Source organism: Shewanella sp. CAL98-MNA-CIBAN-0140 (assembly GCF_040309905.1).
GTDB classification, from domain to species: Bacteria; Pseudomonadota; Gammaproteobacteria; order Enterobacterales; family Shewanellaceae; genus Shewanella; species Shewanella psychromarinicola.
Window position 1 is genome coordinate 48,471 of record NZ_JBEOPI010000002.1, and the last position, 18,988, is coordinate 67,458.

Annotated in this window: 18 protein-coding genes and 1 tRNA gene; 12 read left to right on the forward strand and 7 right to left on the reverse strand. The window is 41.7% G+C overall.

The window, feature by feature from the left end:
- Window positions 1-244 precede the first annotated feature (244 nt).
- From AAEY93_RS01370 to AAEY93_RS01395, 6 genes are all read left to right on the forward strand, one after another.
- The gene (locus AAEY93_RS01370; RefSeq protein WP_124012599.1) at window positions 245-2,401 is read left to right on the forward strand and encodes a M3 family metallopeptidase; all 2,157 of its coding nucleotides are present in this window, start codon (window positions 245-247) and stop codon (window positions 2,399-2,401) included.
- 200 nt (window positions 2,402-2,601) lie between these two features.
- Window positions 2,602-2,691: transfer RNA gene (locus AAEY93_RS01375), tRNA-Ser, on the forward strand.
- A gap of 492 nt (window positions 2,692-3,183) precedes the next feature.
- Entirely contained in the window at window positions 3,184-3,399 is a 216-nt protein-coding gene (locus AAEY93_RS01380) for a hypothetical protein (protein ID WP_124012600.1), read from the forward strand.
- A gap of 586 nt (window positions 3,400-3,985) precedes the next feature.
- Complete coding sequence (locus AAEY93_RS01385) at window positions 3,986-4,984, forward strand: endonuclease/exonuclease/phosphatase family protein (protein WP_351074550.1); 999 nt, start codon at window positions 3,986-3,988, stop codon at window positions 4,982-4,984.
- Window positions 4,985-5,247: 263 nt separating this feature from the next.
- The gene (locus AAEY93_RS01390) at window positions 5,248-5,706 is read left to right on the forward strand and encodes a DUF1499 domain-containing protein (protein ID WP_101033927.1); all 459 of its coding nucleotides are present in this window, start codon (window positions 5,248-5,250) and stop codon (window positions 5,704-5,706) included.
- A gap of 224 nt (window positions 5,707-5,930) precedes the next feature.
- Window positions 5,931-6,122: a DUF3185 family protein gene (locus AAEY93_RS01395; protein WP_124012603.1), complete on the forward strand. Its 192-nt coding sequence runs from the start codon at window positions 5,931-5,933 to the stop codon at window positions 6,120-6,122.
- Between the two features lie 267 nt (window positions 6,123-6,389).
- Here the strand turns inward: AAEY93_RS01395 and AAEY93_RS01400 are convergent, their stop codons facing one another.
- From AAEY93_RS01400 to AAEY93_RS01410, 3 genes are all read right to left on the reverse strand, one after another.
- Window positions 6,390-6,986, reverse strand: a complete 597-nt coding sequence (locus AAEY93_RS01400) for a 2-hydroxychromene-2-carboxylate isomerase (protein WP_124012604.1) — start codon at window positions 6,984-6,986, stop codon at window positions 6,390-6,392.
- Between the two features lie 684 nt (window positions 6,987-7,670).
- Window positions 7,671-8,861, reverse strand: a complete 1,191-nt coding sequence (locus AAEY93_RS01405; protein WP_351074553.1) for an alkaline phosphatase family protein — start codon at window positions 8,859-8,861, stop codon at window positions 7,671-7,673.
- 170 nt (window positions 8,862-9,031) lie between these two features.
- Complete coding sequence (locus AAEY93_RS01410) at window positions 9,032-9,904, reverse strand: alpha/beta fold hydrolase (protein ID WP_124012607.1); 873 nt, start codon at window positions 9,902-9,904, stop codon at window positions 9,032-9,034.
- A 197-nt stretch (window positions 9,905-10,101) separates the two neighbouring features.
- On the opposite strand from AAEY93_RS01410, the gene AAEY93_RS01415 reads away from it, so the two are divergent.
- Window positions 10,102-10,845, forward strand: a complete 744-nt coding sequence (locus tag AAEY93_RS01415; protein WP_101034795.1) for a sulfite exporter TauE/SafE family protein — start codon at window positions 10,102-10,104, stop codon at window positions 10,843-10,845.
- A gap of 6 nt (window positions 10,846-10,851) precedes the next feature.
- Here AAEY93_RS01415 and AAEY93_RS01420 read toward each other — a convergent pair whose 3' ends face one another.
- Window positions 10,852-11,058 (reverse strand): hypothetical protein, encoded by a 207-nt coding sequence (locus tag AAEY93_RS01420; protein ID WP_351074556.1) that lies wholly within the window; start codon window positions 11,056-11,058, stop codon window positions 10,852-10,854.
- Window positions 11,059-11,189: 131 nt separating this feature from the next.
- Between AAEY93_RS01420 and AAEY93_RS01425 the strand changes: the two genes are divergently transcribed.
- Both AAEY93_RS01425 and AAEY93_RS01430 read left to right on the forward strand, forming a co-directional pair.
- Window positions 11,190-11,819, forward strand: coding sequence for a flavin reductase family protein (locus AAEY93_RS01425; protein WP_101033923.1), 630 nt, complete (start codon window positions 11,190-11,192; stop codon window positions 11,817-11,819).
- A 255-nt stretch (window positions 11,820-12,074) separates the two neighbouring features.
- Entirely contained in the window at window positions 12,075-13,064 is a 990-nt protein-coding gene (locus AAEY93_RS01430; RefSeq protein WP_351074558.1) for a phosphotransferase, read from the forward strand.
- Window positions 13,065-13,377: 313 nt separating this feature from the next.
- Here AAEY93_RS01430 and AAEY93_RS01435 read toward each other — a convergent pair whose 3' ends face one another.
- Window positions 13,378-13,884, reverse strand: a complete 507-nt coding sequence (locus AAEY93_RS01435; RefSeq protein WP_101033921.1) for a glycine cleavage system transcriptional repressor — start codon at window positions 13,882-13,884, stop codon at window positions 13,378-13,380.
- An 882-nt stretch (window positions 13,885-14,766) separates the two neighbouring features.
- Here AAEY93_RS01435 and AAEY93_RS01440 point away from each other — a divergent pair.
- Window positions 14,767-15,363 (forward strand): acetate uptake transporter, encoded by a 597-nt coding sequence (locus AAEY93_RS01440; RefSeq protein ID WP_101033920.1) that lies wholly within the window; start codon window positions 14,767-14,769, stop codon window positions 15,361-15,363.
- Between the two features lie 332 nt (window positions 15,364-15,695).
- Here the strand turns inward: AAEY93_RS01440 and AAEY93_RS01445 are convergent, their stop codons facing one another.
- Window positions 15,696-16,214: a hypothetical protein gene (locus AAEY93_RS01445; RefSeq protein ID WP_101033919.1), complete on the reverse strand. Its 519-nt coding sequence runs from the start codon at window positions 16,212-16,214 to the stop codon at window positions 15,696-15,698.
- A 7-nt stretch (window positions 16,215-16,221) separates the two neighbouring features.
- The gene (locus AAEY93_RS01450) at window positions 16,222-17,010 is read right to left on the reverse strand and encodes a winged helix-turn-helix domain-containing protein (RefSeq protein WP_351074561.1); all 789 of its coding nucleotides are present in this window, start codon (window positions 17,008-17,010) and stop codon (window positions 16,222-16,224) included.
- A 463-nt stretch (window positions 17,011-17,473) separates the two neighbouring features.
- On the opposite strand from AAEY93_RS01450, the gene AAEY93_RS01455 reads away from it, so the two are divergent.
- Both AAEY93_RS01455 and AAEY93_RS01460 read left to right on the forward strand, forming a co-directional pair.
- A complete protein-coding gene (locus tag AAEY93_RS01455) occupies window positions 17,474-18,295 on the forward strand; it encodes a cytochrome c3 family protein (protein ID WP_101033917.1) in 822 nt (273 codons plus the stop codon).
- Window positions 18,296-18,302: 7 nt separating this feature from the next.
- Window positions 18,303-18,860: a hypothetical protein gene (locus AAEY93_RS01460; protein WP_335687190.1), complete on the forward strand. Its 558-nt coding sequence runs from the start codon at window positions 18,303-18,305 to the stop codon at window positions 18,858-18,860.
- Window positions 18,861-18,988: the final 128 nt, after the last annotated feature.

Consider the following 18,988-nt stretch of genomic DNA (forward strand, 5'->3'; position numbering starts at 1 on the left):
AATATCCACAAATTGCCACTACAATTGCGCCAAGAATGCCCCAAAACCTAACAAACATCACTATTGGTAAGTTTCGTTACAATAATTAATCATAGTTTATCCCTTTAACCTATGCTGCAAGACGCAGTCTTGTTATTGTATTGTGGTTATTTCATTACGTTTTTATTGTCACTATTGTTCGCCACAGCTACATTTCGAATAGGCATAAAAACACCTAAAAGGGCAAAGACCCAAGGATATTTCAATGCGCAAAACACTTATTACCACTGCAGTGAGTGCTGCACTGATGCTCAGCGCCTGTTCAGAGCCATCAGTAGATACTGCCATGGCAGACAAAACCGCCGCTGAGGCAACAAAAACAATGACTAAAGCTCCTGCAACTGCCAACAACGTACTGTTAACACCTAGCCCTTTACAATACATGGCGCCGCAGTTCGACAAGTTTACAGCCAGCGACTACTTGCCTGCATTTAAGCAAGGAATGCTAGAGCACAAAACTGAAATCGCAACTATCACCAATAACAGCGAACCAGCCACGTTTGACAACACCATTGTCGCGTTAGAAAAAACCGGAGCCACACTAGACCGAACTCAACGTGTTTTTTTCAATCTTTCAGGACTTATTTCAGACGACAACTTCATCAGCGTTGAAGAACAGATTGTGCCTAAGTTAACCGCACACCAAGACAACATCTACCTTGATGAAAAACTGTTTGCTCGCGTCCAAGTTATATATAAAAACAAAGCCGCATTAACAGGCGAAGATTTACGCTTGGTTGAAGTGTATTACGACCGTTTTGTGCGCGCAGGTGCTGAATTATCTGTCGCAGACAAAACGAAAATGCGTGAGCTAAACGGTGAGTTAGCCAAACTTGAAACCAGTTTTTCACAAAACGTTTTAAAATCATTTACAGCTGACGTTATCGTCATCGAAGACAAAGCTCAACTTGATGGTTTGTCAGACAGCGACATCGCATCATTAGCTGCTGCAGCAAAAGATGCTGGCAAAACGGGCTACATGATCACGCTAGTGAACACCACCACTCAGCCGCTACTGTCTAGCCTTAAAAACCGTGATGTTCGCAAACAACTGTGGGAAACCTCAGCTTATCGCGCCATGGACACTAACGCGCCGTTAAACATCAAAATAGCTCAACTGCGGGCACAAAAAGCCACACTATTAGGTTACCCAACTTGGGCGGCATACTCCTTAGGCGACCAAATGGCCAAAAACCCAGAAGCGGTTTATGGAATACTTGACGACCTAGCACCAAAAGCACTGATTAAGGCCAAAGTCGAAGCCGCTGACATCCAAGCCGAAATTGTTAAAGATGGCAAAGATTTCAAACTTCAGCCATGGGACTGGGCGTACTACGCAGAAAAAGTACGTAAAGCCAAATATGACTTAGACGACAACCAAGTTAAGCCGTATTTTGAAATGAATACCGTACTAAACGATGGCTTGTTCTTCGCCATGAACAAACTCTACGGCATCACGATTAAACCACGCAATGACTTACCGGTATGGCACAAAGACGTGTCAGCTTATGAAGTCTTTAACAAAGACGGTAGCTCAATTGGCTTATTCTATCTAGACCCATACGCTCGCCAAGGCAAACGTGGCGGCGCCTGGATGGACGAACTTGTCACCCAGTCATTCTTGCAAAACACTAAGCCTGTGGTCTATAACGCGCTGAATATTCCTAAGCCAGCCGAAGGTCAGCCAACACTGATGACATTCGACGAAGTTAACACCATGTTCCACGAATTTGGCCATGCTATCCATGGATTGTTCTCACAAGTTAACTACCCTAGCCTAGCGGGCACCGCAACCGCGCGTGACTTTGTTGAGTTTCCATCACAAGCTAATGAAGACTGGAGCGTCGACCCACAAGTGCTTGCCAATTACGCTAAGCACTACCAAACGGGCGAACCAATCCCAGCAGAGTTACTCGCAAAAGTATTAAAGTCACACACCTTTAACCAAGGCTTTAATACGGTTGAATACCTAGCCGCTGCGCTACTTGATATGGAATGGCACTCTATTGCTGCTGGAACTGAAATCACCGACGTTACGGCCTTTGAACAACAAGCACTGGCTAAACACGGTTTAGATTACACGCCTGTACCACCTCGCTACAAAACAACCTACTTTAGCCACAGCTTCGCTGGCGGCTATTCAGCAGGTTACTATGCGTACCTATGGACTGAAGTGTTTGCTGCTGACTCATTCTCTTACATGATGTCAAATGGTGGATTAACCCTAGAGAATGGCCAAAAGTACCGTGACACAGTGTTGTCAAAAGGTAACAGCCAAGATCTGATGCAAGACTACATCGACTTTACCGGTAAAAAACCCACTACCGACGCCTTATTAAAGCGCCGTGGTTTGGTTAACTAATCACGAAAAAGTCATTAGCCTCTCGACTTTGGTAACTCACCCCGTCGAGAGGCTAACTAATAATAAAAGTGTCACCAGGGTAATACAGGATAAATATTGCGCAACCGTGAGCTTATTTGTGTCATTTTGCACATTTGTTGTGCCATTAAACACCTCAAGGCTTTACATTTTCGCCAATACCCTTATTATCCACCCTGTTCGGAGGGATGGCAGAGTGGTCGAATGCACCGGTCTTGAAAACCGGCAACGGTTTATCCCGTTCTAGGGTTCAAATCCCTATCCCTCCGCCACATTTAAATAAAAAGGCCTGCTATTTATAGCGGGCCTTTTTATTGGGCGAAAGATAGGACTTTAAACCCAGGGTTCCTATTTATTACAAGCAAGCTATCCCTCCGCCACATTCAATGAAAAAGCCTTATCAGAAATGATAGGGCTTTTTTGTGTCTGTAGCATTTAAACCCACGGGTTCCTCTTTATTACAAGCAAGCTATCCCTCCGCCACATTTGACTACCAAAAATATCAACCCATGCACTTTTTTATATAGACATTTAGACTATTGATTTCAAATGAAATGCACATTAATTCAAGGTTTGTTCAATACTTTAATCGTGCTGGCTCGTTTTGTTGCTGTAAAACAGAAAAGATTAGAAGATTCACATCAAAGGCATAGCAATAAAATATGAAATAAATCAATTACTTATTCGGCCTAATTTATTATTCGATCCATTCAATAAAAGTTAGTGCGTTAAGGATTCATTTTGAATACCTTTTAATAGCTTGTATGGCTTTATCCTTTGCTGTTTATACGGAAACCACATTTAATAACGTAAACGAACTTGAGCCATCGTCAGAGCATGATGTTGATATGCTACGCGTAATAGACCTGAAGCAAGGTCATCATGAGATAACACAGATCAAACTTGCCGATAAGGAAAATAGCATGTCGAGTCAGTTTGTTAATTTTTGGAGTAAACAACCCTTACCTGATTATCCGTAAATTAACGATATACCACTATCTGTGATTGCTTCCATAGAAAATCACTAATAAGCCTGCGTATCTGTTTTTTCGCGAATAAAGATCCAAAATATGGGGCGAACTATGGCAAGGTTGGACGCACGTTTTCCCACACAGAAAACTGTATTGGCGCAAAACTGCGAACACTAGGTACAGTTTGATGAACCAGAATGGGTGATTAAGGAGCTTTTGTTACTCACCTCGACGCTGGATAATAGATGGGATAAATCGTTAAAAACGGGTTTACTTCAACTCTGTAATATCAAATTAGCCATGTGTTTTGCTAACAAGGCAGATAGCAAAATATAGGGTTGTTTGATAAGCTTTATTATCCAGAATTGAGGTTACTTATGCCGACGTTGGACAAACACTAACGAGCAAAGGCTGCACCGCGCGCCAGCGTTGGGCGAAAATATCAACCACGAGGATCTGGCGAGTCGTGTTATCTTAAAATTATCCATACAAAACTAGGCTCTCTATGTTAACGATACTGACATTTTGTACGCTATTGATCCTACTAGCTACTTTGTTGCCTTTGTCGCGACATCCGCATTGGATTGTCAGGGGCATGGATTTCCCTCGATTGCAGTTGACGATATTGGCAACGGTGCTGTTGATCGCTGATGTTGTTTTTCTCGACACTCAAATGATCAATACACAGGCACTGATTTTGGTCACTATGCTGTGTTTAATCTGGCAGTTGTGCTGGATATTGCCTTATACTTTTTTATTTCCCAAGGAGGTCAAAACCTCCACTGAATTCAATGCCGACAATCAACTCAGCATTATCACATCGAATGTACTCACACCAAATCGCAATGCAGAAGCGTTGATCCAGCTGGTTAACAAGCATAAGCCTGATGTACTAGTCACACTGGAATCCGACCAATGGTGGGAAAACAAACTTAAGATATTAGAAACTGACATGCCCTACAGCATCAAATGTCCTCTGGATAACCTTTATGGTATGCATGTGTTTTCACGCTTGCCGTTAGGCGAGCAAGAAATCTGCTATTTGGTTGAGAAGGATGTTCCATCGATACATGCAACATTAACGTTACGTACGGGAGATCACATTCGCGTGCACTTTCTCCATCCAGCGCCCCCAAGCCCAACAGAAAACGCTGAATCGGCGGAGCGAGATGCTGAATTGGTGATAGTGGCTCGAAGTGTAGCCGAGAGTGACCAACCTGTGATTGTAACCGGTGATCTTAACGATGTGGCTTGGTCTGCCACAACTCGTCTTTTTCGTAAAATTAGTGGCCTGCTTGATCCGCGCGTGGGGCGTGGAGCATTTAACACTTTTCACGTGGATTACTCGCTCTTGCATTGGCCTTTGGATCATTTGTTTCACAGTCGGCATTTTACTTTGCAAAACATTCAACGCTTACCTTCGATTGGTTCGGATCATTTCCCTCTACTGACTAGGCTCTCATTTACTCCGTCGCAAAGTACCAACCAGGAAGGTATTAAAGCCGGTGCTTGTGAGCATGAGTGGGCCAAAGCAGTATCAGCAGAGCAGAAAGTGAGTAAGAATGATGTGCCGAAGCCTGGAGAAGCACCCTAAGCAACAATAGCGATATTGATGAACATATACTTAAAAAATAACTGTTTATTGCCTAATCTCACTTATGAGGTAATAATATCACCTCGAATTTGGTGGCCAATAATGAGTGAGCTATTACTAACCTCCCCTTAAAAAGCAAATTTCTATCTTTAAATAATACTAAATAGTATTGACTAGGTATCGACCAAGCCTAACAAACGATTTATGCCTCGCACACAGCGTAACTCATAAAGACAATACGACAACACTAGAGGATGACAACAATGTACAAACAGATTTCAATTATTACACTCAGCATGATGCTGTTAATGGGTTGCTCTGGCACTGTACCTACATTGGGCTTAAATGATGGCCAATTAATGCCATGCCCTGACTCGCCAAACTGTGTCAATAGTCAACAAGCAGCAGATGAAGAACATTTTATAGCACCGATCGATTTCATCGGAACGCAGCAACAAGCGAAAGTGCGCCTTTTACACATATTAAAGGCCTCGGAGCGAACAAATATCGTCGTGGTTGAGGAAAATTATATTCGAGTTGAGTTTACCTCTCAGGTATTGCAGTTTGTTGACGATGTTGAGTTTTATTTCCCATCTACAATATCCGATAAAATATCCATACATGTCAGATCAGCTTCACGTATCGGACACTCTGACTTTGGTGTTAATCGGGAGCGAATAGAACAAATTAGAAATAAATTTAACGCATATGAACAACAATAAAAAATTTACAAACGTAATTTATATAGGTAATAGTGGTTTAGCTTTTGTCAGTCCAATTTTAGCTAAAATGGACTCGATGGAAGCTATCATTTCTCTGGAAATTGACAGAAAATTTATCGGGGATCCCCAATAACGAAACGTTATTGATTTCGTAAGTGCCATTAGTTTCAGGTCCATTATCTGTAACCTCATCAACTGTGACCTCTTAAAAGTCAGGAGTAAGAATGAATAATAAAATTATTGGGATCGTGCTTGTTATTGCGGGTATTTTTTTAGCTATGTGGGGCTACAATATTTATGATTCAGCGGGCTCTCAATTTAGCCGAGCGTTAAGTGGTGATGCGCCTATTGAAGCTTGGGCAGGAATGGTGGGGGGTATCATTTGCGTGTTAATTGGTATCACAAAATTAAAGTAAATTTGTTGTGGTTAAACACTTAGCAAAGTATTTGACGATAATAAGGCGTTAACAATAAATATTATTTATTGTTAACGCCTTATTATGCCTATTTATATGCAAGGTTATTTGTTGCAAGAACTGCACATTAACGTCGAGCATACAGCTAAACTTATCTTTTAAAACAAGTTGTTAAATAACCAATGCTCATTCTGTAACTATTGGGATCGATGCAGGCTGCAGTAAATAGTCACTGCAATCTTGCTTTAGGCTGTCATCTAAATAACATTACTCACTCAGCTTATCATCAAGTAAATCTAATCTATCTTGTCCCCAAAATTGCTCTTTTTCATACACATAAGCTGGCACACCCAACAAACCTTTCTCGATAGCGTCTAAGGTGTTGGCTTCGTATATTGCATCGATATCGGCTAATAGCGCTTGCTGTAAAACACTGTCTGCATCGATATTAACCGAGGTTAATATTTGTCTAATAACTGCCTCATCAGCAATGTTTTGATCTGCAGCCCAACATGCTGCCAGCACATTGCCGACAAACTCGCTGACCTCTTGCCCAGCTTGCTGTAATACAATCGTGCACTTATCTGCCAAACTAGGGTCTGCAGGGAAAAAAACCGGATGTAGACTAAGCGGTAATTGGCGCTTTTTTGCCCAGCGAGCTAGCTCTATTAAGCGATAGTCTTGTCGAGCTTGTGGGCGCTGTTTTACAGGCAGCACACCTAATACCGCAAATAATTTTGACAGTTTAATGGGCTTATAGTTTATCCCTAAGTGGTACTTATTTGCCAACGAGATAAAGGTGTTGTGGCCTAAATAAGTATAAGGAGAGAGGCTAGTAAAGTAATAATCTATTGCTGTTGTCATGGTTGGCACTACCTTTATGTTAATGGGATAATTAACACGACCCCATGATTTCATTTTAAATTCATCTTGAACATACTGTATTCGGTGCTGGGTAATCGCTACTCAAACTATAGCAGGTGTTGGCAGGTTTAATAACTCAGATGACATCAGAAGATAGTCACGCTTTACACCAATAGAAATATTGCATTGAAAGCTAGGGCCTGTTGATCTTTGCTGGTTAAATTTTGTTCGAGATAAAAACGTTTTAATCGAGGCGAGTGGATTGCTGCCTAGCAATCTAAGCAAAATTCGCTCAACAAAGAGTAAAACGTTTTTAGCCGAACCCTTCGGGCAGCTTTTGTTGGTCATTTCTACTGCGTTATTGGCTTTTTATGTAGAATAACTACACCACACAGCCTCTGCTTCATAGCTCATGTTTAAGTAATGAGCAACAATTCGCTGCAAAAACAACCTTGAAAGATCAACAGGCCCTATTAGGCCCATAAAAAAAACGCGAGTAGTACAGTTATATCTGCTGACGTTATTGCAATAACTAAGCTTAACGTAACACCAAAACACCACTCATTTGTACAATATCATCTTATATTGCAACTGGACGTAATGTCTATTTAGCTTTTTTTATCCCATGTTGATTGAGATAAACAAGCATGAATCATGGCACACGTCGACGAGTGTTATCTGTAATCATTTGCCTAATAAAGGCGCTAACACGGTTAACTGGCCATCTATGGGTTCTGTTATGGTTAAGCCTAAAATATGGGCGATAAGAGGATATAAATGGATGTTTTCAGCATTGGCTATGGTGACTTGATTAAACGCGGGTCCTTGAGCATATAACACAGTATTCATGTCGGTAATCACATTGGCATCGTAGCCGTGCTTACCAATGCGCCCTGCCCGTGCATCGCTACTAGTAATGTAGTGTTGATTACTGATCAGTACCGCATCTTCAATAGAGGGATTCGCGCTAAAGTGTAAATTGGCCGGTATATCTTGCTGACGATAAAACTGTAAACCGGGTACCTTTTGGGTTAATGCTTCTAACGCGGCTAAGTCTTGCTGTTTGTTTTGCCCTGTCGCAGTCACTAACGAAAATGCGGCATCGTTGTTAAAGCTAAATTTATCTTTTAACGTTTCATTGCCAGCAAACAGTTTGTCGGTATATACACGTTCAAATCCGTCAACCTTAGTCATGCCATGGTCGGAGGTGATAATTACATTCACTTTAAAGGGTAAGGCTTTTATTCCAGTCAGTAATTGCCCTATGGCTTGGTCAACGTTCTGCACTGCTTGGTAGGTGTTATCTGATGTTGGACCATAGAGATGCCCGGCAGTATCAACGTCTGAAAAATACAAGGTCACAAATTGTGGACGCTGATCTTCGGCCAAATTAAACCACTGTAACACCTGCTGTACTCGTTGATTATTTGCCGCATCATCTTTGTAAGGCAGCCAATAATCTGGACGGTGACCCGCAATTTTGGCTTCTGAACCTGGCCAAAAATAGCTGGCACTTTTTAACCCTTGTTGACCCGCTAATGACCATAATGGAACCCCATGGTAAAAGCGGCCATCGGTCAAAGCTTGTTTAATATTCAACCCATAGGGCTGCTGCAGAGTATGGTTATAAAAACGGTTTGACACTATGCCGTGATGGGCGGGATACAAACCTGTGACTAAGGTAATGTGGTTAGGAAACGTTACCGTGGGAAACGATGGCTTAAAGCGAGTCACTTGCGCTGCATGGCGAGCAAATTCGCTCAGATGTTTGGGTTTATGCAGACGGTTGTAATCGTATCGATAGCCATCAATAGAAATCAGCAAAACATAGGGTTTCTCGGGCTGTGCTATTGCGGCTTCAATTGGCTGAGCCAATAAAAAAAAGCTACTCACACTGAAAAATATGCAGCTAATAACTACACTTATGATGGCAATTACACGCATTGTGATTTACTCAATAAATCTAAAGAATATCGGCTAATAATATCAATTAAACATGACAGCTTTATTGATCTTTATGCTGTCTTTTTTCAATATTTTGAGCCTCACTCAATGCTATGTCTAAATTGTAAATAGGCCGTGGTAATGGCTTGTGCATCTTCGATGTGCGGGTAGTGGCCTAAGGTTAGCATTTCAGTGACATTGGCATTGGGGATCAAATCTCGATAATGATCGATCATATGCTGACCCGAGATCGGATCGAGCGCTCCGGCGATCAGCTTTATCGGTATCTTACTGTTGATAATGGCACCCACCCAACGCTCACGGTATTGTTGTCGCTGAGTAATGTAGTGAATCAATTTATGCATCACCGACAAACCGTCATTGTGGGTTAATAATTGCCATAGAGTGTCGATCGCTTCTGGCGAAGGTGGTGTCGACGGCCCAAATATGTGTTGTAGATTATTGGCAAACTTTTGTTTGTTGATCAGTTTAGACACCAAAACCCCTAACGGCGACAACAACAACTTCTGAATGAATAGCGGTTTATGGGTTTCAGGAAACAAACCACCATTTAAAAAGCACACACTCTCGATGGTCAATGGACTACAGCCGTCAATTTGCCTCGCTAACAACTCTTGCGCGACAGTGTCACCGTAATCATGAGCTAAAATATGATATTCACTGACACCTAGCTTGTATAAGCATGCCTGATAAATATCGGCTTGGTCGCTTATTAAATATGCCGAATTTTTGGGTTTATCTGATAAGCCAAAACCCAACATATCCAGAGTGATCACATAATAGTGCTGGGTTAATTCATACCACATGCCTTCCCAATCCCAACTGGCGCTAGGAAAACCATGAATGAGCAATAATGCAGGCGCCTTACAATCCCCCGCTTGACGGGTAAAAATTTGCTGACCGTTAATGAGAAGGTATTGTCCCTGCTGCTGCCACTCGCTCAATTGGATCATCGTTTCGTTATCCCTTCATTGATAGTTTATGTGCCGTAGAGTTATATCTCTTATCTGGAGTTGAGGTTATATATTGTGTTAATTAACTGACTCTATACTAAAAGGCAGTGATATTATCTCTGACTAACAATATCAAATAGCCAATTCCAATTATCTAATATCAATAGCCAATAGCAATGATTGGCGCGGGAGCATCGGTGTTAACAGATCCGTTATTTTGGTTAGTGGCTATTCCGGCAGTGTTAATCACTGGTATGTCAAAATCAGGTTTTGCTGGCGGTGCAGGCGGATTAACCGTCCCGTTGTTGGCATTAGCGATTAGCCCAGCAACCGCGGCAGCGGTGATGTTACCGTTATTAGTTTACATGGATTTTTTAAGTGTGCGTTCTTGGTGGGGAAAACACAATACCGCGCAATTGTGGATTTTATTGCCTGCTGCCATTGTCGGTATCGTGGTGGCTTATCTGTTATTTGATCAACTTAACGAGCAATATTTACGCGGTATATTAGGAGGGATTTCGTTAGGGTTTGGTATTTATGGCCTCACTTTAGGTGAATGGTCACAAGGTAAACCGTCCTCGTTCATTGGCCAAGTTTGCGGCACTATTGCAGGCTTTACTAGCTTTGTAGCCCATGCCGGCGGGCCACCATTAAATGCCTATTTAATTCCACTGCGTTTAGCCAAAACAGAATACTTGGGCACTGCGGTAGTCTTTTTTGCAGTGGTAAATATGGTCAAGTTAATTCCCTACAGCATGCTGGGACAAATCAATGGTAGCAATTTATTGATATCTGTATCGTTGGCGCCTATCGCTTGGATTGGGGTAAAACTGGGGCTGCGTATTCAAGATAAATTTAACGACAAACAGTTTAAGAAAATCATTCTCAGTTTAATGATAATAGTCGGTTTACGATTGCTGTGGACTGCATTAATGGCATAACTGTCCTTATAATGAAGCCATAACTATGGTCATATCAGTCCCTATAATAAATGCCATAACGATGGCCATATCGGTTCCTATAATGAATGCCATAACGATGGTCATATCAGTCCCTATAATGAATGCCATAACGATGGCCATATCGGTTCCTATAATGAATGCCATAACGATGGCCATATCAGTCCCTATAATGAATGCCATAACCATGGCCATATCTGTCCCTATAATGAATGCCATGATATTGATGATATGATATTAATTTTACCGTATTGATTTCAAAATATTGATGACATCGTCATGCCTAATAACGTCATTTAAGTTTACCAATATAAAGAAGGGAAGATATGAGTGCTGATAATCGCTATTTTTATGAACCAAGCAAAGGCCATGGTCTACCACATAACCCACTAAATGCCATTATAGGCCCGCGCCCAATTGGTTGGATTGCCTCTCGTAATGCCCAAGGCCAGCGAAACCTCGCGCCTTATAGTTTCTTTAACTGCTTTAATTACGATCCGCCCATTATCGGTTTTGCCAGTACCGGCTGGAAAGACAGCGTCGCCAATATTGTTGAAACCGGCGAGTTTGTGTGGAACTTAACCACCCGCAGTTTAGCCGAGCAAATGAATCAAACCTCTGCGGCATTACCTCATGGCACCGATGAATTTGAATTTGCAGGATTAACCCCAATAGCAGGCAACATAGTTAAGGCTGATCGTATTGCACAAAGCCCTGTTAGCTTCGAATGCAAACTGTCGCAATGCATCCAGCTAACGGCAGCAAATGGTGACAAAATTGATAGCTGGCTAGTGTTAGGTGAAGTCGTGGCGGTGCATATTGAAAAGCACTTACTCAGCGCCGAAGGGATTTATCAAACGGCATTAGCTGAACCGGTATTACGTGCTGGCGGTCCATCTGCCTATTATGGTATTTCAGACCAGTTACGCTTTGATTTACACCGCCCAACGGTGTAAGCCACTCATAAATATGACTTAACAACAAAGTTGCCATTGGCAGCCTTGTTGTTGAAAAGAATAAAATAGTCTCTTCACTACCTTTAATATCATGATTTTTTAGTAAAATAATATCAAATTGACTATATCCTCAACCAGTCTTGGCTAGCATGTTAGCGAATATTTAATTGAACCAACAAAATTTGTTACTATTATTACAAGACTAAGGTCGCGATTAAAAAATCATATCGATAACATCACTAACACGAGAACACCTTGAGTATTCCACCTAATATACTAACGCGAATTACCCATGCCCTAGGTGCAACTTCGCTAGATCATATCGAGAAAATACAGCCGCTTTGGGGAGGGTATGGTCAGCTATTTCGAGCCTATGTCACTGGCAAGCCATACCCGTCTGTGATTGTAAAATATATCTGTTTCCCTCAACCAGAATCACATCCTAAAGGTTGGAACACGCCGCTGTCGCATCAACGTAAATTGCGGTCGTATCAAGTAGAAGTTAATTGGTATCAACACTATGCTAATGCCCATGCAGAGCACTCAATGTGCCCGTTGCCCCGTTGCATACATGTCGACCAACAAGCCGATGAAACCCTATTAATATTACAAGATTTATATAACATCGGTTTTACCCAAGTAAGAAAAACTGCCACACCCGCGACTGTGCGCGAGTGTTTAACCTGGTTGGGACATTTTCATGCTAAATACATGCATGTCGAGCCTAATGGGCTTTGGCCTATAGGCACTTACTGGCATCTAGGCACCCGACCGGATGAATTAGCCGCCCTACCCGAAAGCCCGCTTAAGTCAGCGGCTCACCTTATCGACCAAGCGCTGAGGCAATCTAAGTACCAAACCTTGGTACACGGTGATGCAAAATTAGCTAATTTTTGCTTTAGCCCAGATGATCGCGCCGCTGCGGTAGACTTTCAATATATTGGTCAGGGCTGTGGCATGAAAGACGTGATCATGCTGTTAAGCAGTGTGCTGAACTATCGAGAGCCAGAAGCCTTAATTAATGACCATCTTAATCATTACTTTGCCGCTTTAACGCAAGGACTCATAGCGTTTCACCCTCAAATAAATCCGCTTGATGTACAACAGCAATGGCGGCCTTTATATTGCGTGGCTTGGGCTGATTTTCAGCGTTTTGTCAAAGGTTGGAGTGTTGAGCATTGCAAAATTAACCCTTATACCGAATCGCTAACCGAGCAGGCGATTAAGCAACTTACTATGGTGTAATACCAATAAGTGTAAATTAATTAACCACCTATTTGTCACGATTGGCTAAGGCGACTATTGCCGTCGACAGCTTACAAACACAGTCGTAATGGTTGCCCTACCTCAACTTAACCTCAACTCGGGTTAAGCATGGGGTAAATAGGTAAAAATTAGCATAGTTCATCTATTTCATATCAAACTTGCCATTTGTTTAGCTAACAAGCCGTTTTCACGTGTTAACCGCGGGGTCAATAGTTAACCTATTGCAAGTCAATGCAACTCAGATAGCATAACAAATGGCTGTCTGATAATCGTTTCTTGTCTTAAGCAGAGTTTACTTAGTAACATCGATACGAATATTATCGCTTAAGGTTTCAAGTTGAGATACTAACAGCGCTTTGGTCACGTTCTCCGGTAACCTTAACGTCATCTTAGCGCTATATACCGTTTTACCTAAACTGCTTACTTGCACACGATAACATTCTTGGTGATCAACACTCACATCAAGGTCTGATAAAATTTCATTAATATCATGGGTTAAACCCGAACGATCATTGCAATCTAAAGTGAGTTTACACTCTGTAGATAAATGTATAGATTGATGTTCAAACTCAGCATAGACAAAAGTCAATTGCGAAAACTGCTGCTCTAATGCTTGTTTTAAGGAAGCTTCCTTATCGACATCTATCATAACCCGCATCATTGCAACAAATTGCCCGTCGAGTTTGATGACTTTACTGGTTTCCCAACTTGCGCCTATTTCACGGCTGACTTGAGCAAGTGATTGCAGAAGATTGGGCTGTAAAGTGCCTAATACCGTAGTGATAAACTTATGTTGCATATAACCTCCGATGATAAATAAACCAAAATGATTTTGACCTATTTAATGTGGTTTTAGTTAAGAGCTAACCACAGATTAACTATCATTAGAAAGCTAATCTATGACCTAGGAAACAAATTAGATAATTTGAATTCGCCCAACAATACCTTAAAGAGCCCTCAATATACTCGGTCATTGTCCGACTCATGCCAATGACAATTGCGGACAGCAAATTAACATTATCACCAATTTTGGGGGTAGTTGAACTCAGCGACCAAGACATACCGATAGAGTAAGCAATCGATCTTGCGGATACCGGATTGCTTCAGTCCAAAATTAGCGCCCGAAATAAGGTGATATTGAGTGAATCATAAGCCGATAGACACCGAAAATGGCGCTGGCATCAATTAACATTAACTGACATTAACTGACAACAACCTCTGTCACGACACACTTTTTAGCATTAAAAGAAACTTTATTAACGTTTTGTAGCCTTAATCAAGTTTAGCTCATTAACCCAAGCATGATCACAAATATCTGCGGCTTTAACCCATTATTGCTGCGGCGAATTGGCGATTATTTAGGCGATACATTATGGGGGTCACGCTTACCACTCAAACGGTGAATACCATCACCCTCATTGTAAGATGTCTGTCTATCTAATTGAATTCAAATAACTTCCTACAATATTAATTTTCATTCAAATATGCCAATTACTCACAACGAGTTTAAGTAATTGTTTTTAATGATAATTTATTATTACATTTTACAATACTGCTACCTCTTCAGGCATATTGCGACCCCGGCCCCCTTTCTCTAGAATGCGCGCCTTACGCTATAAAGATACAGATTAACGCTCACTGAATCGACAGGATTCAGTGACCTTTACACTAGGGGAACTTAATGTCTACAAAACTGGCCAACCCAGCGCCACTGGGATTAATGGGCTTTGGCATGACCACCATTTTGCTGAATATTCACAATGCGGGTTACTTTCCAATTGATTCGATGATCCTTGCGATGGGGATTTTTTACGGTGGCATTGGCCAAGTGATTGTGGGCATCATGTGCTTTATGCGCGGCGATACCTTTGGCACAACAGCATTTACTTCCTACGGTTTGTTTTGGTTGACTTTAGTTGGGCTAATATTAATGCCAAACATGGGTGTTGCCGCCAGTCCCGCTCATTTTATGGGCTGGTATTTAACCTTATGGGGCATATTTACCGCCTTTATGTTTGTCGGGTCTTTACGATATCCACGAGCAAAACAAGTGATATTTGGTTCATTGACGGTGTTGTTTTTCTTACTGGCTGCACACGACTTTACCGATAATGCCCTGCTTGGCACTATCGCAGGATTTGAAGGTATTTTCTGCGGAGCAAGTGCCATTTATTTTGCTATGGCGCAGTTACTGAATGCCGAATACGGCCGTACTATTTTGCCCGTGGGTGAAGTCACTCAGACCAAACAAGTCACGCTCAACTCAATAAAAATATAACGGGTAGTCACTAGGGCCGGTAGATCTTTGAAGGTGAATGCTGCTGCATTTTGTGGCAGTTTTATCCAAGGCAGAGCTTATGACATGTCGTTGTTATACATTAATAAGCGATAACGCAGTACAAAGAAGCCACAAACGCAGCCCGAAGGGTTCGGCTAAACGGTCGTCCTTATTTGTAAGCGAAGAGTTTGTGCTAGGTATTAGCGTACAATGCTAGGCGCCGCATTTTTATTCAAAGCGCTAAACCGTTTAGCCCTTTGAACACGAAAGGTCAACAAGCCCTAGACACTAGAAGGTCGATGCATTTGCATCGACCTTTTTATTGGGTTTGATTAATGCACTAAGCGACAACCACACACGGTATTGCTAGGTTGAAACAGGACCACCGCATAATCTTTTGCTTCGTCTCGCTCAATAACTTGAAGCGATAACGAATGCAGCCCTTTTTTATTTAAATTTAAACTACTGACATAAGACAAGTACGCTAAATGCTGTGGCACTTTTGAGTTGTGACTCGCCAGGAATTCTTTTTTGGTGGTCACTGAAATATCGTAGATTTGATTTTCGGTATCAATTCTATCCACAGTTCCTTTCATTGATAATGTACCCGCCAAATTACCCTCGTAGTCAAAATAACGATAATTAATCTGAGCTTGGCCTTCATTGGAGACTAAATCGACTAATAAATAATGACGTTGGTCTTGTGCCGCGCTCTTACGATGAAATAATTCTGAACTGCAACTGAGCATAAAACTTGGCACACGTGTAGTAAGTCTATAAATAATTCCCATACTGGCCAGCAATAACACTAAGATCATAATATTAATAGCCCACAATCTACTTCTAGTCATACTATTATTACTCCAAATGCTGACTTGTTTGGGCTAGCTGTGCGTTAATCGTGTCACAAATATTCACCTGCCTGAGCCAATCACGATTAACAAACTGTTTAGGCTGCCTTAAATCACTGATTTTTAAATTACGAATAAGAGACTGTCCTAAGAGATCTCCCCGCAAGGTAATGTTCAATACTTGCTTGTCGTGAGACAGTGATAAATAAACTCTCTCCCAACTGCTCACGTCACAATCGGCAAAGCTTTGCTGTATTTGTTGCCCAAGTTCAATCAACTGCTCATTGTTGGTTCTTGATGGGGCATAGAGCATCACATCAACGGTACTTCCAGATAAGAGTTTAACGGTATTGACACTCAAAGGCGGGGTTGGTGTAACAATAGGCTGCATCAGTTTCACTGCAGCAATGCTACAAACGATTAGTATTATTGCCGTTACGATTAGTAATCCAGAATGACGGCGAATAATCGACGGTAATACACTTGCTGTTTGCTTACGAGGACGATGATGCCGCAGTAAGTAGCCCTGACCTTTAACCGTTTCAATAAGAGATTCCTGCTGTGGCCCAAAAAAAGACCGCAATGTAAATATGGCTCGCGCCACCGAAGCACTGCTTAAATGCGATTTATCACCATAGCCAGATTCTAATAAGGGTTTAGCAACAACTTTGCCTTGATACTCGACCAATAATGTCAGCACATGTAGCTCTGCTCGGGGAAGGTGCCACACCACGCCACTTTCCTGATTGATCAGATCACCTTTGTCGATATCAAACCTGCAATGGCCCAATTGCATATCAACTGCCTCAATACTGTTAACAATTGATAAAGTGTATGCAGAAAATCTTATGAAATCTGTGATCCCGATATCTTCACACTATTATTCCTTAAATTTTGTAAGGTGTAATGACTAACAATGATGTAATTGAGACGTTAATCACATAATTTCATGATGTTAATTTCAATAAATACACAGATAAATATGCATAAATCTTATAAATAATAAGACTACTGTCACAAAAAAAGCGCTTTTGGTATTTATTTTTGACCGTCATAGTCAGTGTTTATTAGCTAAATTTAATGGTTTTTTAAAAACAGTTTTATCGGGCATAAATCACACCATTAATAACCCTATTGATTATTGTTAGGTCATCGCGTTGCTGCCGACATTCAGGCCAGCAACGAATGTCAAAACAAGCCTAAGCCATAACAAATATTAGCGCTTGAATATAACAACAATGATATAGAGGGTAACCACAATGAGCATAAATAGACGCCAAGCATTAACAAAAATTATTGGATTAAGCACCGCAGCTGCTGGGGCAACACTATTAGGTACATCGGCATTTGCCGCCACCGATGAAGCCGGTAACTACCGCTTAGAGTTAGGTGAAAAACTCAAATATGTACCTTTAGATGCAATGGCAACCGCTAAGTTAGCCTATGAAACGGGCGGCGGCTGTATGCACCAAGTTTTCCATGCCATTATCACTATGCTTGCAGCATCTAGTAGTGCTGATGCCAGCAAATTTGCCACCATACCAACAGCATTAGCCGGTTATGGTTGGGCAGGGGTTGTGGGTCAAGGAACACTTTGTGGAAACTTAAATGCATCGGGTATGTTAATCAATTTCCTAGATGACATTAATGGCCAAAACAGTGCCATTATTGGTGCTTCATTCCGCTACTATGAAACGACAGATTTACCTTTATCCTCTGCTGAGTTTATTGCTGGGATTGGTTCTACGGAAGAGAAATCATTAGAAGTCGGTGCAACCTCTATTGCCAACAGCCCATTATGTCACTCATCTATTAGTAACTGGTCTGCTGCATCAGGCTTACCGTTTGTCAAAAAAGGTGAGCGCTGTAAACGTCTATCAGCCAGTATGGCTTTTCATATTGTTGAACTGCTCAACCGCGCTTATGCCTTAGAAGATATTTCAGCATTACCAGAAGCTAAACCTTCTGCTGAAGCACAAGCATGTCAAGTCTGTCATAATAAAGAAGCATCTGTTATGCCTTTGGCCAGTGTTCAAACCGATATGGAATGTACTACTTGTCATACCGGACATTTCAATTAAGGAGCGCATGATGAAAGTTAAATATCTCAGCGCCATATTAGCCAGTTCATTACTAATATTTGGCTGTAATAGTGATAACGATGACGACGTGGCTGTTATTGATCCACCAGTGGTCGTTGTACCTCCCGTTGTTGTGCCGCCAGTAATTGATGGCGTTAGTATCGATGATGCCAGCAGCGTGGTGGTTAAACTCGACACATTTGATGCCACCACTGGCGCACTATCATTCACCGTTGCCAATAGTGACGGCGAAGCACTCACTAACGTAGCCGATTACGATATTGTGTATTTTGGTTTTCCCGACCCAGCCTCACCGTCCACCAAACCTAAGGCTTGGAAACGTTGGCATGTCACCCAAAGCTATCAATGCGACAGTTCAACTAGCGATGAATGCACTGGAACATTGGAAGCCACCGACACAACCGGTACATATACGTTTAATGTCCATGACCTCGACTTACAAAGCAAAGCATCCGATAATGCGACGCTGCTTTACCAGGTCGCCATTAAAATCAATGGCACACTGGCAAGTAATGATATTGAGTTAATTAGCGCCACTAATTAATCGTCATTGAGCCTACCCCCCTAGCTAATGGCGCGAAAGGATCACTCGCGCTCATTTGCTTCAGGCTATTTTGCCGCAGTACTTCACTGCGGCAATTTTTTCATTATTGGGTAGGTTAAGCATCGATG